The sequence below is a fragment of the Myroides pelagicus genome (assembly GCF_009711055.1).
GTDB lineage: Bacteria > Bacteroidota > Bacteroidia > Flavobacteriales > Flavobacteriaceae > Flavobacterium > Flavobacterium pelagicum.
In genome coordinates this window covers 1-16,670 of the sequence record NZ_WMJY01000015.1, presented here as the reverse complement: position 1 = coordinate 16,670, position 16,670 = coordinate 1, and the positions used below count along the sequence as shown (strand labels likewise).

The 16,670-nt window shown below is 33.1% G+C and carries 13 protein-coding genes and 1 pseudogene; 10 read left to right on the top strand and 4 right to left on the bottom strand.

Features of this window, described 5'->3' with window-relative positions; all coding sequences use genetic code 11:
• Nucleotides 1–18: 18 nt before the first annotated feature.
• Entirely contained in the window at nt 19–1,305 is a 1,287-nt protein-coding gene (locus GJV77_RS07935; protein ID WP_155035843.1) for a S28 family serine protease, read from the bottom strand.
• Between the two features lie 331 nt (nt 1,306–1,636).
• Between GJV77_RS07935 and GJV77_RS07930 the strand changes: the two genes are divergently transcribed.
• Nucleotides 1,637–1,888, top strand: a complete 252-nt coding sequence (locus GJV77_RS07930; protein WP_155035842.1) for a type B 50S ribosomal protein L31 — start codon at nt 1,637–1,639, stop codon at nt 1,886–1,888.
• A 499-nt stretch (nt 1,889–2,387) separates the two neighbouring features.
• On the top strand, nt 2,388–3,581 hold the full coding sequence (locus tag GJV77_RS07925) for a GlmU family protein (protein ID WP_155035841.1): 1,194 nt from the start codon (nt 2,388–2,390) through the stop codon (nt 3,579–3,581).
• A 48-nt stretch (nt 3,582–3,629) separates the two neighbouring features.
• Here GJV77_RS07925 and GJV77_RS07920 read toward each other — a convergent pair whose 3' ends face one another.
• A complete protein-coding gene (locus tag GJV77_RS07920; RefSeq protein WP_317162550.1) occupies nt 3,630–5,456 on the bottom strand; it encodes a hypothetical protein in 1,827 nt (608 codons plus the stop codon).
• A gap of 90 nt (nt 5,457–5,546) precedes the next feature.
• Nucleotides 5,547–5,990 (bottom strand): DUF4268 domain-containing protein, encoded by a 444-nt coding sequence (locus tag GJV77_RS07915; protein WP_155035839.1) that lies wholly within the window; start codon nt 5,988–5,990, stop codon nt 5,547–5,549.
• Between the two features lie 50 nt (nt 5,991–6,040).
• On the opposite strand from GJV77_RS07915, the gene GJV77_RS07910 reads away from it, so the two are divergent.
• Complete coding sequence (locus GJV77_RS07910) at nt 6,041–6,679, top strand: NUDIX hydrolase (RefSeq protein ID WP_155035838.1); 639 nt, start codon at nt 6,041–6,043, stop codon at nt 6,677–6,679.
• Between the two features lie 86 nt (nt 6,680–6,765).
• On the top strand, nt 6,766–7,596 hold the full coding sequence (locus tag GJV77_RS07905; RefSeq protein ID WP_155035837.1) for a lysophospholipid acyltransferase family protein: 831 nt from the start codon (nt 6,766–6,768) through the stop codon (nt 7,594–7,596).
• Nucleotides 7,597–7,611: 15 nt separating this feature from the next.
• Here GJV77_RS07905 and GJV77_RS07900 read toward each other — a convergent pair whose 3' ends face one another.
• Nucleotides 7,612–8,136 carry a TlpA family protein disulfide reductase gene (locus GJV77_RS07900; protein ID WP_155035836.1) on the bottom strand — a complete coding sequence of 175 codons (525 nt, stop codon included), beginning with the start codon at nt 8,134–8,136 and terminating at the stop codon, nt 7,612–7,614.
• 876 nt (nt 8,137–9,012) lie between these two features.
• Between GJV77_RS07900 and GJV77_RS07895 the strand changes: the two genes are divergently transcribed.
• The 6 genes and pseudogenes from GJV77_RS07895 to GJV77_RS07870 all read left to right on the top strand — a co-directional run bounded on the left by GJV77_RS07895 (nt 9,013) and on the right by GJV77_RS07870 (nt 16,477).
• Nucleotides 9,013–9,732, top strand: a complete 720-nt coding sequence (locus tag GJV77_RS07895) for a DUF4397 domain-containing protein (RefSeq protein ID WP_155035835.1) — start codon at nt 9,013–9,015, stop codon at nt 9,730–9,732.
• Nucleotides 9,733–10,728: 996 nt separating this feature from the next.
• Nucleotides 10,729–11,712, top strand: coding sequence for a helix-turn-helix domain-containing protein (locus GJV77_RS07890; protein WP_155035834.1), 984 nt, complete (start codon nt 10,729–10,731; stop codon nt 11,710–11,712).
• 165 nt (nt 11,713–11,877) lie between these two features.
• Nucleotides 11,878–12,861: a helix-turn-helix domain-containing protein gene (locus GJV77_RS07885; RefSeq protein WP_155035833.1), complete on the top strand. Its 984-nt coding sequence runs from the start codon at nt 11,878–11,880 to the stop codon at nt 12,859–12,861.
• Between the two features lie 680 nt (nt 12,862–13,541).
• Complete coding sequence (locus GJV77_RS07880; RefSeq protein WP_155035832.1) at nt 13,542–14,255, top strand: L-type lectin family protein; 714 nt, start codon at nt 13,542–13,544, stop codon at nt 14,253–14,255.
• An 83-nt stretch (nt 14,256–14,338) separates the two neighbouring features.
• Nucleotides 14,339–15,525: pseudogene (locus tag GJV77_RS07875) on the top strand (IS4 family transposase).
• 172 nt (nt 15,526–15,697) lie between these two features.
• Nucleotides 15,698–16,477 (top strand): DUF11 domain-containing protein, encoded by a 780-nt coding sequence (locus GJV77_RS07870; protein ID WP_155035831.1) that lies wholly within the window; start codon nt 15,698–15,700, stop codon nt 16,475–16,477.
• Nucleotides 16,478–16,670 lie beyond the last annotated feature (193 nt).

Below are 16,670 nucleotides of genomic sequence, written 5' to 3'. Positions count from 1 at the left end.
AGGCTTTGTTCTATTAAACTAGTTGACAGGGCTTAGTCCAGTCATTTTTTTAAGTGTATGGAAAAATTCGTTTTTCATGGTAGGTGTCATATTTTTAACTCTAGCTTGTCCGTGGTCTTTGCCTGCTAGGACGAATGATTTAGCGTTTACTTTTTTTGTTGGGATCACCATAGATGCGCTCCAGGTATCCGTTTCACCATAGACATAAATCATGTTGTTTGCTTGAGTGTCAAGCCAGTTTCTTACCTTTTTTAATAAGGTGTCGTCGAAGTTGTCTAGAGAAGTACCTGAGGGCATGAAGGTAGCGAGTGGATTTTCGGTGAAGCTGATATAATCTTTAAAAGGTTCGATATCGTATCCGTAGTAGCCATATTGCATTCCTGCTTGATAGTAGTGAGATTCGTATTTTCGAATTAATTTATCACTAAAGAAATCAATATTACTTATCTGTAACAGATTGTCAGTTAGTTCTTCGATGTTTGAAATATCTGGGAAGCTTTCACAAGAGTGACCAGATTGCCAAAAAGCAAAACTGTATTCAAGGACTGCATATTCAAAGGCTTTTTCTAAGGATCCTAAATATTCAAAGGTTAAGCCTGCACCTTTAGCGTACCATTTTAATTTTGGTAAGATAGTAGCTTTGTTTTTCAATAGGGCTATTTGTGTCGCGTAGATTTGATCTCTACATGCTTTGTCCCCCACTTGGTTAAGAAACTCGTAGATACGAGGTTCTTCCAAAGAATGATTAAATGGAGCTACATAAGGAATAGATACGTCTACATCATTTGGGTAGAAGTATCGATAGTAGATTGTCGTCTGTCCCCCTTTGCTGATACCAGTACTGATCCATTTACCTTTGTATAGCTCTTTAAACAATTGATTGATTTTGTGAAGATCAGCAGCCGCTTGTTCGATGGTTAAGTATTTCCATGGTTTACCTTCAGGGATAGACTCTCCGAAGTATCGATGTTCGATATTTAGGTAGTTACTCTGTAGATAGTTGACCATTTCACTTGCGCGTACATATAGATCATAACCATTAGTTTCCATGATTGTAGGTTGTTCAAAATCCCGGTGGTAAAAGTGCACTTTTTGGTAAAAATAGCCTTTAGAAGAATCTTGGTGATCGACTTGTTGGCGTATCTTTAATTCATAGAGTAAGTAGTTGTCGTCTTTTGATTCGAGTTGTTTGAAGGTTACGTCTTTAAGATTGTAAAGTGCTTGTTCGACCGCTTTCTGATCAGGGTGAGCAAAAGCAATAGTAGCAATAAACAAAAAGATAAATAAGGTAAGTTTTTTAAACATAAGTTAATGTGTTTTTTTGGTTTATTGTTTTCAAAGATAGAATTGTTTGGCAATTGTAGAAGTATATGTGTAGAAAAAGTTATCATACGCAGAAGTGAAAAGCTAAGTGTTAGTCACACAAGAACTGGACAGGAATAAAAGCGCAAAAAATGGTTTATTCGTAGATTGAAATAAAGTATAAATAGTTGTTTGATAATTCAATATTAGTTGTAAATTTGCAACCTGAATAAAAAAATAATTTTTTACAAACGGCTATAATACGTTTATATCTTTCTTGAGAAACAGGAAGCCGCAAAATAGTAGATAGCTCAAATTTTAAAACAGATTTATCATGAAAAAAGGTATTCACCCAGAAAATTACAGATTAGTAGCGTTTAAAGATATGTCTAATGATGACGTATTCATCACAAAATCAACAGTTGACACAAAAGAAACAATTGAAGTTGATGGAGTAGAATACCCAGTGTTTAAAATGGAGATTTCTCGTACATCTCACCCATTCTACACAGGTAAATCTAAACTTATCGATACAGCAGGACGTATTGATAAATTCAAAACGAAATATGCTAAATTCAAAAAATAATTTGAGTTTATCTTTATATCTATTGTACTAACAATAGGATATTACAATAAAACAAACAGTAATAAGTTTTCGGACTTGTTACTGTTTTTTTTGCTCTAAACTCAAGATGATGTTTTTGAGTATATTACAGTTAAAATACTGTTTTGATTCATTTGTGTAATAATTTATGTGTTTTATTTATACTTATTTAAGTGATAAAAGGTGTATATATGGTAAAATTAACGCTATTTAAGTATAGTGTTAGTGTGTTTTGTATTTTTGTTAAGTTAAAATTAATGATTGATAATTGTCTTCGTAAAATAAATTAATAGAAATTATTAAGTTAAGGTGTCTGAAAAGACACCTTTTTTTGTATTTATATGTTTTGTAACGAAGATAACACCACCACTCAGTAGTTTTCAGAATAGCTTTATTGGTGACGTAATAACATATCGAATATATTATCGCATATTTTGGGACAGTTTAGTTAACTTTGAAACAATTTAAGCAATTGAAGATTATGAATTATATATTATTTGATGGAGACGTAAGAGGAGCTCTTTTACCTTTTACGTATACGCGTCCGGTAGCGGATATTCGTGTAGGGATTTTAACAATCCGTGAAAAGTGGGAGAAGTATTTAGGTTATACTACAACTACGATCACTGAGGATTATCTAGCGGATAAGTACCCAATGGTGGAGGTTGAAAATAACGTAATGATTAATGCTGCGTATTTACCGACTGAAGCATTGGCAGACATGGTAAGAACCTTACAACCTAAACAAGCAATTGTAATTGATGAGGATATTTTAGCATTTTATACGGAGTCTTCTCAGGAAGATGTGGATTTTGATGAGTATGAGATACTTTCATTTGAGGCAGATACCTGCATAAAAATAGAACACAAGTGGGATATTTTTATGAAGAATGACCAAGCATTAAGACAGGACTTTGAACTATTAACTCAAGATAGAGAGTCTGAGGTTATACCTGAATCAGTGAATGTTATTGCTCCGGAGAATGTATTTATAGAGGAGGGAGCTAAGCTTGCTTTTGTAACCTTAAATGCTTCGACTGGACCTATTTATATTGGGAAGAATACTGAAATCATGGAAGGCTCTATTATTCGTGGACCTTTTGCTTTGTGTGAAGGTGCTCAAGTAAAATTGGGTGCAAAGATTTATGGTGCTACTACTGTAGGACCAGAGTGTAGAGTAGGAGGAGAAGTAAGTAATTCAGTTATGTTTGGTTACTCAAATAAAGGGCATGATGGTTTCTTAGGGAATGCTGTACTTGGAGAGTGGTGTAATTTAGGAGCAGATACGAATAATTCAAATTTGAAGAATAACTATGCTTCTGTTAAAGTGTGGAATATCGAAGAAGAAGCCTATGATAAGACAGGGTTGCAGTTTTGTGGACTATTAATGGGAGATCACAGTAAGAGTGGTATTAATACTATGTTTAATACAGGGACAGTAGTAGGTGTGTCTAGTAGTGTTTTTGGAGGTGGTTTTCCTCATACTTTTATTCCTAGCTTTACTTGGGGAGGTGTTGAGAATAGCGAAGTTTACCACGTAAATAAAGCTATGGAAACAATGCGTGTGGTAATGGCTCGTAGACATGTTGAGTTTACCGAAACTGATCAGGCTATCATTAGTCATCTATTCGAACAAGAGCAAATCAATCGATTTGAGCATCATTTGAAAAAATAAGTAATATCTATAATAAAATAGGAAAGGCTGCTATTATAGCGGCCTTTTTTAGTAATAGGATACAGGTCTAGGCCTGTCGTAATTGAAATTAGGTAGATCTAGATTGTATTGTCTTGAATTTGCATAGAATATTGGTCTGTTACCCGAGTCTGGCATTGTAGGGTAATATACTAAGGAAAGGGCAATACGACTAAATACTAAATAGTCATTATAAGCTACTAGTCCAAGACTAATGCGAGAGTATAGTTTGGAGTCTAAAAAAGCCTGTTTTTCATATCCCATAAATGCACCTTCAATATTAATAAATGGGTTTACACGAAACCCTTTCCATTCATAAGGAGCATAGGATTGCCATTGATATCCTAATGAAAGACGTCTTGTTCCTTTAATTTTAGAAGCTCCAATTCCTTGTATTACAGGTTCTAATCTTAGTTTGTCTTCTTGGTGATCAATGCGATTGTATCCCATAACAAATTGTGGAACTAGAAAGTGTCTAAACTTCCACTTACCCATCAAAAATAATTTGGTGAAATAAGTACCATCAATACGTAAAGCTCCTTGTTCACTTTGACCAGCATAAAAATAACTTCCCCATTCTACGTTGGTGGCAAAATACCCCCAATTGGTATAGCCTCCTATGGAAAACTTAGCTCCGAAGTAGGATTTTTGTTTGCCGTTTTGTTGCTTCATTCCTGCAGTAAGTGCCATTACTTTACCTACCTGTACGTCTTCAATACGGTCATAACTAAAGATGTAACGATCTTGAATATAGTTGATTGAACTTAAGCTAACGGCTGCTAGGTACGTCTTTTTGTTTTTGTAAAAATCATAAGGGTCGTATTCAGCGCTGGGCTTTTCATTAAATCGCTGATCGATATAGCGTGCTGCAATTCTAAAGTTGGTAATCACAGGTTTGTTTTTATAACTCTTGAATAGTGGAATTGAATATCCTGCCCAATAATCAAGTGTATTGGACTTTACTCCTTCATAGCTGTATTTCATGTCTATGTTTGGAATCGAATCTTTGATAAAGGTTTGAGAGAAGCTAAATCCACCTGCCCATTTTGCATAGGGAGAGTAAAATGGACGATCGATAGCAGCTACTTTTATATAGTTGTTGTTTAGATCAGAGTTGTATAGTAGATTAGCCCTAACAAAGGTGTTCTGTATATTATTAATTCTATAATTAAAGTAATAAGCTTCTCTACCTTCGTTATAACGCGTTTTGTATTGAACGGTTAAATCATGTCCTAATCCTGCAAAATTTCGATCTGTTAGCTTCATACGGGCACTTGAGGTAGATAGTGATCCAGAAGGGTAAATACTCCATGAATCGAGCTCTCTAACCACAACGTCTACCGTATCAACAGAACTAGTCGGTATCGGGTAAATGGTCACTGCTCTGACAAATCGTTGGGTACGCAATAAACGTTCACTCTCTTTCACTTTTAGAGAGTCCATTCGCTCTCCCTTTTTGAACATTAAGAAGTTTTTGACCGTAAACTTTTTGGTTTTTAGATGCATTTTATTGCCAAAACGTTCTAATGTTTTTGTTGGTTTTCTTAGGGTATCAGTAGTAGAATATCCAAAAGGGTCTAGTGTAACTATCTTGATATTGCGGATTACTTTGCCTTGTCCTAATTCTAAGTGCTGATTGTTTTTTACTTCAGGTGCTTTCTTGGTTAGTTTCTTATTGTTTTTATAGATTAATTTATTGATTAATCGACCAATTTTTGTTTGTTTATTTTTATTTTCAAAGTTGGAAAACAACCGTGTACTATCGCGCTCTATTTTTTGCTCAGTCTGTTCTTGCTCGACTTCCATTGATATTTTTACAATACTGTCTTTCACACTAGTATTAGTCTGTTGTGCCACACAGGGTAGCAAAAAGAACATTACAAGGGATAGATAGTAAAGCTGGCGCATAAGGTTATAATCAAATAGTGAATGGTTAAGTAGTTAAATTTAGGTGTTTATTTCTAAATCTTTGATATAATCTTCATATTCATAGTAAAATAATTCAAACTGTGTCATATGATTAGCAAAAAAATCAAAGATTTGAGGCCAACTATTTTTATTGTTAATGGAAACTCCTGTTAATTCAACCCAAATACGGCTAATTAATTTACCATTCTCTAAGTAATATTCACGTTCAAATATTGCTTCGGGTAAATGTTCTTCTAGAAGAATAGTTTTCAGTGACTCTATCTTTTCAAAGTATATCTTGCGTTTTTCATCATCTTTACATTCGATATCCAACAATACCTGTGCTTTTTTATTGTCACAATAAAACTTAAATGCAAAATCTTTTATTTTAGTATTGTGCAATAACCATTTACGTGGATATTCTTGAGCAAAAGTTATCCAAAACTCTCTTTTTATTCTTTGCGCTTCTTCTTTACTAAACATATAGGTAAAAATTGTATTTTTAGGTATTCAACTTTAGTTAGAGCAAACTTATGACTTTTGATTCTTTTTTGCATAAAATAGATACAATTAAAACAATTATTCCACAAGGTGTAGATGCTCAAGCATTAATGGTGCCTACTCAGCGCAGACCTTATCTATATGTTGAAGATTTTTTGGAGTATCACCCCAAGCGTTCTGCTGTGATGATGTTGTTGTATCCTCATGCAGGTGAAGTGTGCTTGCTATTGATAGAGCGGGCTTCCTATAAAGGGGTACATTCTGGTCAAGTTGCTTTTCCTGGTGGTAAATACGAAGAAAGTGACCGCAATTTGGAACACACTGCTCTACGGGAGACCTATGAAGAAGTCGGTATTTGTAGTCGAGATATACAAGTCATTAAGCCTTTTACTTCTGTATATGTGCCACCAAGTAATTTTATTGTTCAGCCTTACTTAGGTATTATTCACCATACCCCAGAGCTTATTTTATCTCATAATGAGGTTGCTAACGTTATAGCTTTGCCAATTAATAAGCTATTTGATGATCAGCTAATCCAACAAGTAACAATGACTACTAGTTATGCTAATCAGATAGCTGTGCCTGTTTATTTGTATCAAGGTTATACGATTTGGGGAGCGACAGCGATGATGATAAGTGAACTAAAGGAGTCTTTGAAACAGATTCTTTAATATTATAGCTTACTTTTAAGAGAACTTAGTGTTTTTTATTACTAATTAAGTGGTAAATTTGTCACTTGCTTTAATGTGAGGATATTATGGGATTATTCAAAAAGAATTCATTTGGACATATTCTGTTCATAAAAAGATGGATTATTAGGCTATTTGGTTTTGCTACTCATCAACGATTTAGAGGTTTTAACGATTTGCAAATAGAAGGATCAGAGGTTTTACGCAGTTTACCAGATAGACACGTATTGTTTATATCAAATCACCAAACCTACTTTGCTGATGTCGTAGCGATGTTTCACGTTTTCAATGCTAGTTTGAAAGGAAGAGAGGATACGATAAAAAATATCATGTATATCTGGAAGCCGAAGCTAAACATCTACTATGTGGCTGCTTCTGAAACTATGAAATCTGGGTTATTACCTAGAATTATGGCTTATGTTGGAGCTATTACTGTAGATCGTACTTGGAGAAGTAAAGGAGTAGAGCTAAAAGAAAGACGTGAGGTAAATCAAGATCAAGTCGAAAATATAAAAGTAGCACTAGACGATGGTTGGGTAATTACTTTTCCTCAAGGAACTACTAAATCTTTTAAACCAATACGCAAAGGAACGGCGCATATTATTAAAAATTATAAGCCAATTGTTGTTCCAATTGTTATTGATGGGTTTAGACGTTCTTTTGATAAAAAAGGACTCCACTTGAAGAAAAAAGGTATTCTTCAATCGATGGTTATTAAAGAACCGCTAGAGATTGATTATGAAAGTGATTCAATTGAGACTATTGTTGAAAAAATTGAAATGGCAATTGAGCAGCATCCTTCTTTTCTAAAGGTTATACCTGAGGAGTTTGTAGAAGAAGAAAAAGTGTTAAACGAGCAAAGAAGGTATAGTTATACACCTAAAAAGGATGAGCGATAGCCCATCCTTTTCTTTTTACATATTTATAACGTATCGCATAAATTCCTCTACTTTTTTGGAGTCGTAATCAACCCCGCCGACAATCCGCTGAACCATATTTCCTTTTTTGTCGAAGATCAGTGTCGTCGGTACAGCATTACCTAGATAGTTAGGTGATACCGAACTGACAGGAATATAGACAGGAAGTTTGTATTTTTTCTTATCCATAAAGCGTTGTGCTTTGTCGTGATCTCCATCGACATCTACCATCACAAAGACGATATCTTCACCTTTGAGTTTGTTTTTTAATGCTTCAATTGAAGGCATTTCTTTGATACAAGGAGGGCACCAAGTAGCCCAAAAGTTGACAAAAACAGCTTTGCCTTGTAAAGCGCTCATCTTTATTTTGTTTCCATTTGCATCTTGAACAGTGAAGTCTGTTGTAGTGGTGTTTAGGACTGGAGGATTTTGCTGCGTAGTATGGGCAAAAATTGTTGTTGGCACTAAAACTGTCAAGATAAGTGTACAGTTTAAGAGTAATTGTTTTATTGTGTTTTTCATTTTAAAATCTTTAGAAGTGTTTTGTAATTGTTATTTTTTATTTAAGTTGTTTTAGAATAACTAATTATCACAATCTAAAGTTTTGTAACCGTTTAAATATTGGGATACTTTGATATATATATTTTTGGTTAGCCTTGAAGGCTATTGAGATATTCTTGGAAAGTAAGGTGCTATAAAAAGTGTGTTTATCGATAATAGGCAAAGCGATAGTTAACTTTGCTGATTTAGTTTTATTTTTTGTTAGCTGATTGTTTAGCTGATCAGCAGAGATATTTAGACAAGGTAATTGATTGGCAAAAGACTCTTTGTTTGGTTTGTGTTTTATTGGTTTGTGTCCAATCGTATCTTCTGTAGTTGTTGAGCTTAAGAATGATTGAATCGTTGTTTGTACGGTACAGGAAGAAGTTATCGCCCCTAGTATTAAGAGAATGCAATAGAATGCCTGTGCACTACGACTAGTTTTATATTTTGTAACCAAATTTGCCATTAATCACAAACATAGCTTTTTTTGTATAGCAAACAATGGTTGTTTGTAATATTTTAGCAAGTCCAGTTTGTCATTATAAAGCGAGTAGTAGAATTAAAGAATATTAGTGAATAGTTATTCTTCGTATTAACAGTAACGACTTATTTGAATGGTTTTGATATAAAAAGTGATTGATTGGTTTGATTTGTAAAGTGTTGTTTTTCAATTGTTAATATTTTTTTACTTAATGTCTTTTAGTGACAATTACTAATTTTAAATGTTAATTTTTTTGGTTTAACTGTTTGTTTAATAGTATATTTACCAGCGTTAAAGTTTAGGTTATTAATAATTAGTTTTTAATAGTAGTGTAAATTTTTCAAATTTGTAAAACCAATTAAATTAAACTAATTATGAGAAAAGTGTTTTTTTTAGCAGCTACTCTTGTGAGTGCTGTCTTCTTTCAAAGTTGTAAATCCGATGACAATTTTGTGATGCCTCCATCGGCAGAGGTTACTATGGTGAACTTGTATACCAATACTAATGTTGTAAACTACGCAGTAGATGACCGTCTAGTTCAAACATTAAAAGTAGGTAATGTGTTTGAGTATAAGGATTATATGAGAACTCGTGTGCTTCCTGGTGAGCGTAATATTCAAGCTCGCGAACTACAAGGGAAAATAGCAGAGTATAAGACTCCAATTGAAGTGAATAAGTATTATTCGACATATTTAGGGGGGACTTTTACTAAGCCAGTGTATTTTGTCACTCAAGATATGATCGCAGAACAAGATAAAGCAGCTTTAGAGAACAAGAGTGGTATCCGCTTCTTTAACGTATCGAGTGATGATACTGCTGTCACTCTTCAAATAGATGAGGATATCGTTTTGGATCGTTTTAAAGATAGAGTGACAGATACTCAAGAATCTGTAGCTTTAAACCAACAGTATGATTTAATCGAGACCAAAACTTATAAGTTTACCGTATTAGGTCCTGATCAAGAAATTTTAGCCGTTAGTAAAGAAAACACAACGTTTAAAAAAGGAATCGTATATACAATTGTTTTTTACGGAAACAAGGATAACGCTGCAAAACCAAATGCTATTGGAGTTATCGGTAACAAACTGAATTAAACAATACAGAATAAAGTAATTATACAAGGAGTAGTTTTGACTACTCCTTTTTTTATATCTATGAGTGATTAGGTTGTGTTGAGGTTATGTATTGGTTTTTTAGCCTGTTGTTGTTTGCGAGGGATATATTGAGGTAGTGCAAAGGATATGGTCGGGATTTTTTTGTACAAAATATCCCGACCATATCCCGATCACCTCCTGACCATATCCCGATCATGCAAAAGGAGGTAGTAAAAAAAATGGTATAGATATCTAGTTGTAAAATAGGGTATTTAGCAATTGAAAAGTAAAGTGGAATAATAAGGAATAGTTTTACTAAGCATGCGAAAGAGTTCTTTCTTAGTAGTGAATTAGAGATAAATATTCTAAAAACAAACTTTTAGTTTTATTATATATTAAAAGTTAATATTTAGGTTTTTTTATCTTTTTAGTTGTGTTTTTTTATATTTTGATTATTCTTTTTAACGGAATGGTTATGGTTAGTGTTTTCGTAAAATGAGTGTTTTGGAATATGTAGTATCACTTTTTGTGACTTTTTATTTCCTGCTTGTCCTAATAATAGCCAAGGAAAAAAGGTATTGTAAAAATGTTTAGTAGATATATAATATGATTTTTATCATATTTCAGTTTTATTCGTAGACAAAACTAGACGCTAAAAGGTTTTTTTAGTTACAAAAAATGAGATTTTTGATGTTAAAATATTAGTTTTTAGTCTTTGTAGTTCTTATTATTTAAGAAATAAAATTGTTTATTATTATATTTTTATTAAATATTTGGTTGAAAATCTGTTTTGAAAGTGTTTTTGTGGTTTTGTTTAAAAGTGCGATTTAACTCTTAAAATATGGTATAAAACTAAATATAAGTAATAATTTTGCAATGTTTTAGAAAAAAATGAGAATTTGAGAATTTCTTGTTTATTGTCCCCACAAGATAAGGCACCACTACTGACAGCGATAAGCTGGTTTTGTTACGTGATTTTAATTGCGGTGGGATAGTATGCTTCTATGGCTTGGAATTAGCATTTATCAAACAAACATGACAGATACCCCAAAAACACAAAAACTGATTAGTATACAGTTTTCTTTTAATACGATATTATATTTAGTAGGACTGATATCAATGGTTCAACTGGTGGCTCATTACTTTAGTTCCCCGGTGAATATCGTTTATATCGCATTGCCTATTTTTTATATGTATATCAAGCAGTCTAAACAGACTCAGGTTAGCGTTAAGGAATTTCTTTTTCATGTATTAGGTAGTGTCGTTATTATAGTAGAGCAATTTTTCTTAGAGGATATGGCGTTTTGTCTGTTTGAGATTGCTTATGTATTAATCTACACTTCGTTTATCTTTTCGATCATTAAGAAAAGCGATTATGCAAAGACAGGGGATATTCGTTTTAACTTTTTAACGGTTTATACATTCTTTCTTGGTTTAAATGCACTAATTAAGCTTGTATATGTATTCACGGAGATTTATCGTTTTAAACTTTATTTCAAAGAGTCATTTATCTTGATAGGTATTTCTTTTTTTGCTTTAGTCTTGTGCTTTATTACACTTTATTTAGAGAATGCTTTGTCTAGATTAAGTTTGCAAATCGAGTCGGAAGAATCTATAGCATCAGCGTTAAATGCTAGAAATTTGATATCAACCAATTGTATACTTATAGATACTTACTTTGAGTATTCAACAGATTATCTATTACCGAGTTTTTCTTTGGAACAATTGGCACAACATTTGGAAAAAGACAGGAACGAAGTTTCAGAGATTTTAAATAAAGAAATGAATACGAGTTTTTATCAATTAGTAGCTAAGTATAGAATTGAACATGCTAAACAATTGTTGGTAGATAATTGTCAGATGACTATCGAGGCTATTGTTGAGGAGTGTGGTTTTAATTCGAAGTCTTCATTTAATAAATATTTTCGTTTGTATGAGGGGTGTACCCCTTCAGTTTATAGAAGTTTAGCCGTAGCATAATTAGATTTTTTGGACGCAGTTTTATACATATTAGTTCTTTCATTGGCAATTATATTTGCTTCGATTGCGTATTTTATTAATACGCGAATCGTTAGTAAGTCTGATTCCCAACTGGTGCTACAGGTGTTTTTGATTTTTTTCATTACACACTGTGTATATATCTGTATGGCTAGATTTTTCTTTAAGGATTTTATTTTTTTAAGTTTAGGGGCGCCTTTCATTGTTTTTTACTCACCGTTTTTCTATATAGGCTTAGGGTCTTTGCGCCATGTGGTATTAGAATCAGAACAAAAGTATCGCTGGCCTATCATTCATTTTGTCCCAGCATTACTGTTTACCATTGCTTATGGTTATGGCGTGATGCAAGCAAATGATATTAGTGTCGAATTCTTGGTGTACTACTATTTAGTGATGTACATTTTTACGGCAGTAAGTCTTTCTTTATATGGGATTTACGGATATGTGGTTTTGAGTAGGTTAAAACTAATGTACAAGTTCCGAGTTATTGTGATACGCGTGATTTGGATAATGTTTTTCATGGCGATCATGTTAGTAGGACTTGTTACTTATAATGCTATACCGAATAATGATTTTAATATCATTTATATCGGAATGTTGATGTTAGCTTATTTTGTTTTTCGTTTTTATACTAAAGCAATCAAAGAAGTGCAGAAACTACCAGATGTAGAAGAAAAATATGTGAGTGGTAGGCTGGATATAGAAGAACAAATTATAGATAAAACGACTCAAGCGTCACCGAATCAGGGTAAATATGAGAAATCGAAGGTGGCTGATCAAGTGCTATTGCGCTATAAAGACCAGATAGAAGAGGTAATTATTAATCAAAAGATGTACTTGCGCGATGATTTTTCTATTGAGGTTCTAGAGCAAATGACTGGAATCACAAGGCATCATCTCGCACAGGTATTTACTTTGCTTTATGATTCTAGTTTTAAACCGTTTGTCAATCAATTGCGTATTAATCACGCGATAGCATTAATAGAACAAACACAAGAAAATATTAACGTTACGGAACTTGGTATGCAATGTGGGTTTAATTCACGTACCTCTTTTTTCCGTTCATTTAAGAAAAACACTGGTGTATCGCCATCAGAATACATAGATCAACATAAACAACAACAGATGTAATCTAACTAAGGAGCTTGTTTTAGCCCAAAGTAAAAGCCCTTAAAACTCAAAAGCCATAATACCTTTCGCCAAGGTAATTGTGGCTTTTTTTGTCGCTTGTTGTTTTTAGAAGTTTTCTTTGTTTAATGACTTAGCTTATTATATGTTTTTTTGTGTGATGGATAAGTGCTTTTTTAGCGATATGTTTAGTACTACTTCTGCTTGTATAAGGATAGTTTTATATCGTTGGTTACTTTGGATTGCTGAGTTATGCTCGCCTGCCATTTAATGCTTTATTATCATCTATATTGGTCTTTTTGTGTTGTTCGTTTGGTTAGAAACTAACCTGTAATGAGCACTTCAACTTTGTATTGTTTCAGATTATTTAATGAACGTTAAGTTATAGTTTTTCTTCGTCACCTTAAATAAAGTATCCTTTTTGGATACACTATGTTAACTTAGGTTTAAAGTGTTGGTTTTTAGTTTTTTAGATTTGTTTCAATATGTTGGTACGTATGTATTTTATGAAAACTGAAACATTTTAGTAGTAAAAATGTTAGAATTTTGCCTCAGTTTTTAATAACAACGCATTTAAAAAAACGTATTCAGTCGGGGTTTAGTTTTACCTAATTGTATAAACAAATTATACTGATAAAGGACAGAATTGTATTAGAGGCGTTAAAAGATAGAAATAGACAATTATGAAAAAAAGATTACTTGTTAATGCACTGATGCTATTAGTTTTCTTCTTAGGAATAGGAGGACAGGCATATGCTCAGTTTACCGTGCAAGAAGATTTTAAAGGTAGTTCTACTAAGAAGAATAATGTCATCTTTATTGGAGGTGCTTATCTAACAGCTAGTGATAATGCTACGGTTCAAAAAGATAACAATGGCGATGGTTGGCTTCGTTTAACTGAAGCTAAGGGAACTAAAAGTGGAGGAGTTATCATAGATGAGGCATTTTCTTCTGATAAAGGAGTAGTATTAGATTTTGAATATAAAACATGGCGTACTAAAGAAGGTGCTGACGATGTATCTGCATTACCTGCAGGTACACCTAAAAGAGGGGGAGACGGGTTTACTGTTTTCTTATTAGATGGAAATACACTAGGTGATAGAGTTACACTAGGAGGTACTGGTCATAATTTAGGTTATGGTGGTAGTCAAGGATATAATGATGCGTTAACTAATGGGTATTTAGGGTTAGGACTCGATGAATACGGCAACTATATTTTTGCAGGTACAAATGGTATTAGAGAAGTAAGGCTTAGAAAAGATGGTTATTGGTATGAAGATGGTACGAATGAAACAGAACAGTTGCGCTATTCACTGAAAAATTCTGTGGGTTTACGTGGAAAATCTAATTATCAAAACAATACTCCCTTAATAGGTTATAAAACAATAGCGTCCTAAACGTTTAAAAAAGGTACAAAAAAAGAGAGTTAATTTCGGATCTCAAATTATCTTTGAGTTGGACACCAAAAATCACTCTCTCGATGGCAAATATAACACTGTTCTCTCAAATAATAGCAAAACTTGATCGCTCAAAATTCAAAAAAATCGTACAATAAAAACAGACAGACAAACACAACAGACAGACAAACACAACAAAGGATTTAATAGTTGGAGTCACCTTGTCTCTATGTTATTTTGTCATTTTGCCCGTAGCAAATCTGTTCGTGATATTAGTAATGGACTTCGTTCAGCCACTGGGAATCTAAATCACCTTGGTATAGATAGAGCACCATCTAAATCCTCAGTAAGCTATCAGAATAAAAACAGAACTCATGAACTTTTTAAAGAGTATTATTTTGTTTTACTTCAAAGTTTAGGACAGTATCCCAAATTTAAACAAGTGAAGTTTAGAATCAAGTCTAAGATTCTACTGCTTGACTCTACCACAATATCTCTATGCTTGAGTATCTTTGATTGGGCTAAATACAAAACCAATAAAGGAGCAGTGAAAATGCACACATTACTTGATTTTGATGGAAATCTACCAGCTTATATTAATATTACTAACGGCAAGACAGCTGATAATAAAGGAGCTTATGACATCCCTTTGCTTAAAGGTAGTGTTATAGTTGCCGATCGTTTTTATAATGATTTTAGCCTTTTAAACGTTTGGGACAGCAAACAAGTATTCTTTGTCATTAGACATAAAGACAACTTAAAATTTGAAACAATTAAAGAGCTGGAACTACCAGAGAATAGACATCAAAATATTTTAAAAGATGAGATAATTACTTTAGCTAATGATAACTCAAAACAACTATATCCTAATAAACTAAGACGAGTAGCTGTATGGAATCAAGAAAACAAGCAAGTTATAGAGCTTATCACAAATCAATTTACTTGGACAGCTAATACAATTAGTGAGCTTTATAAAAGTAGATGGATGGTGGAGATCTTCTTTAGAGATCTCAAGCAACTTCTACACATAAAATCTTTTATAGGAACTTCTGAAAATGCAGTAATGATACAAATTTGGACGGCACTTATTACTATTTTAATACTAAAAGCTCTGCGCGCACAGTCTCAATTTGGATGGCACTTATCTAATTTAGTCGCTTTTATACGTTTAAACCTCTTTGTCAAAATAGAACTGCAAAAATGGTTAGATAATCCGCTAAATGAAGTAGAAAAACCCCCTCCAAAATTGATACAGGGGGTTCTGTTTTAAATTTTATCGAAATATCATCTATAACCTACTAAAGTGGGAGGATATTTTATGCCTTAAATTTATTTAGGACGCTATTGGTTATAAAACTTTATCAGATAAAGATCATGAAGTAGGTTACCCTGTAATTGTTAATGCTCGTCCATCAGATGATGTATTCTATCGTCGTGTACAGATGGAGTTATATAAATATGGTAGTGGATATAGAGTAGAGGTGAGATGGATGCGTGAAAAAGACGGTGTGTTTGAGCATTTATTTACATCAGATTATGATGAAGTACCTTTTAAAACATTAAAACTTGGTTTTGCGGCTTCTACTGGAAGTGCTGTGAACTTTCACGAAATTAGAGGGTTGTCTGTTTTTGTTCCAGAAGGTGTGAAAGTAGAGAAAAGAGCTAATAAGCAGTCTGCTGCTGTAGGAGAGGATTTAGAGTATACAGTAGAGGTTAGAAACTTATCTCAAAGTTTTTATGAGGGTATCGTTCTGAACGACTTGTTAACTGAGTTAAGTCCTTATTATGAAGTTAGTTCGATTTCATTTAAGAGTGAATTAGGGTTAGTAGAGACTAAGGCGGTAAACTTTGATGCTACTGCAAAAAATATAAAAGATATTAAGGTAAATCTGGGAAGTAGAGATGCTGCAGTATTTACAATTAAAGGGAAAGTAAAGCAATTACCTGCATCAGGTAAGATAACTAATACAGCAAAGATCGATGCTTCGGCTTTAAGCTTTACTTCAGAGGAAGCAAAGGATCCAAACCGATTTATCAGTACAGTAGAAACACTAGTTACTCCAGAAGGACCATGTGGATGTCCAGAAGGGGCTATAGCGCTAGAGACTGTTGAAGCAAACGTAACATTAGCCGGTGATAAAAAATATTGTGTTAGTGGTGATATAAGTGTTAAAGATTTAGTTGTAGAAAATGGTGCTTATTTACTCAAGTTTCGCACCTAAATACTTGATGTTTTGGAAAAACTTGTATATTTAATTGATATTTATGATGTTACATTAAAAATAATAGAAAATATCGAATCTTTTGGTTTTTTATCTGATAATTATAACTTTAATTATCAGTCGAATACATGAAAGTAAATAGGTGCGAAACTTGAGTAACATAACTGGTTATGAATGCTAACAATCTTGTGAT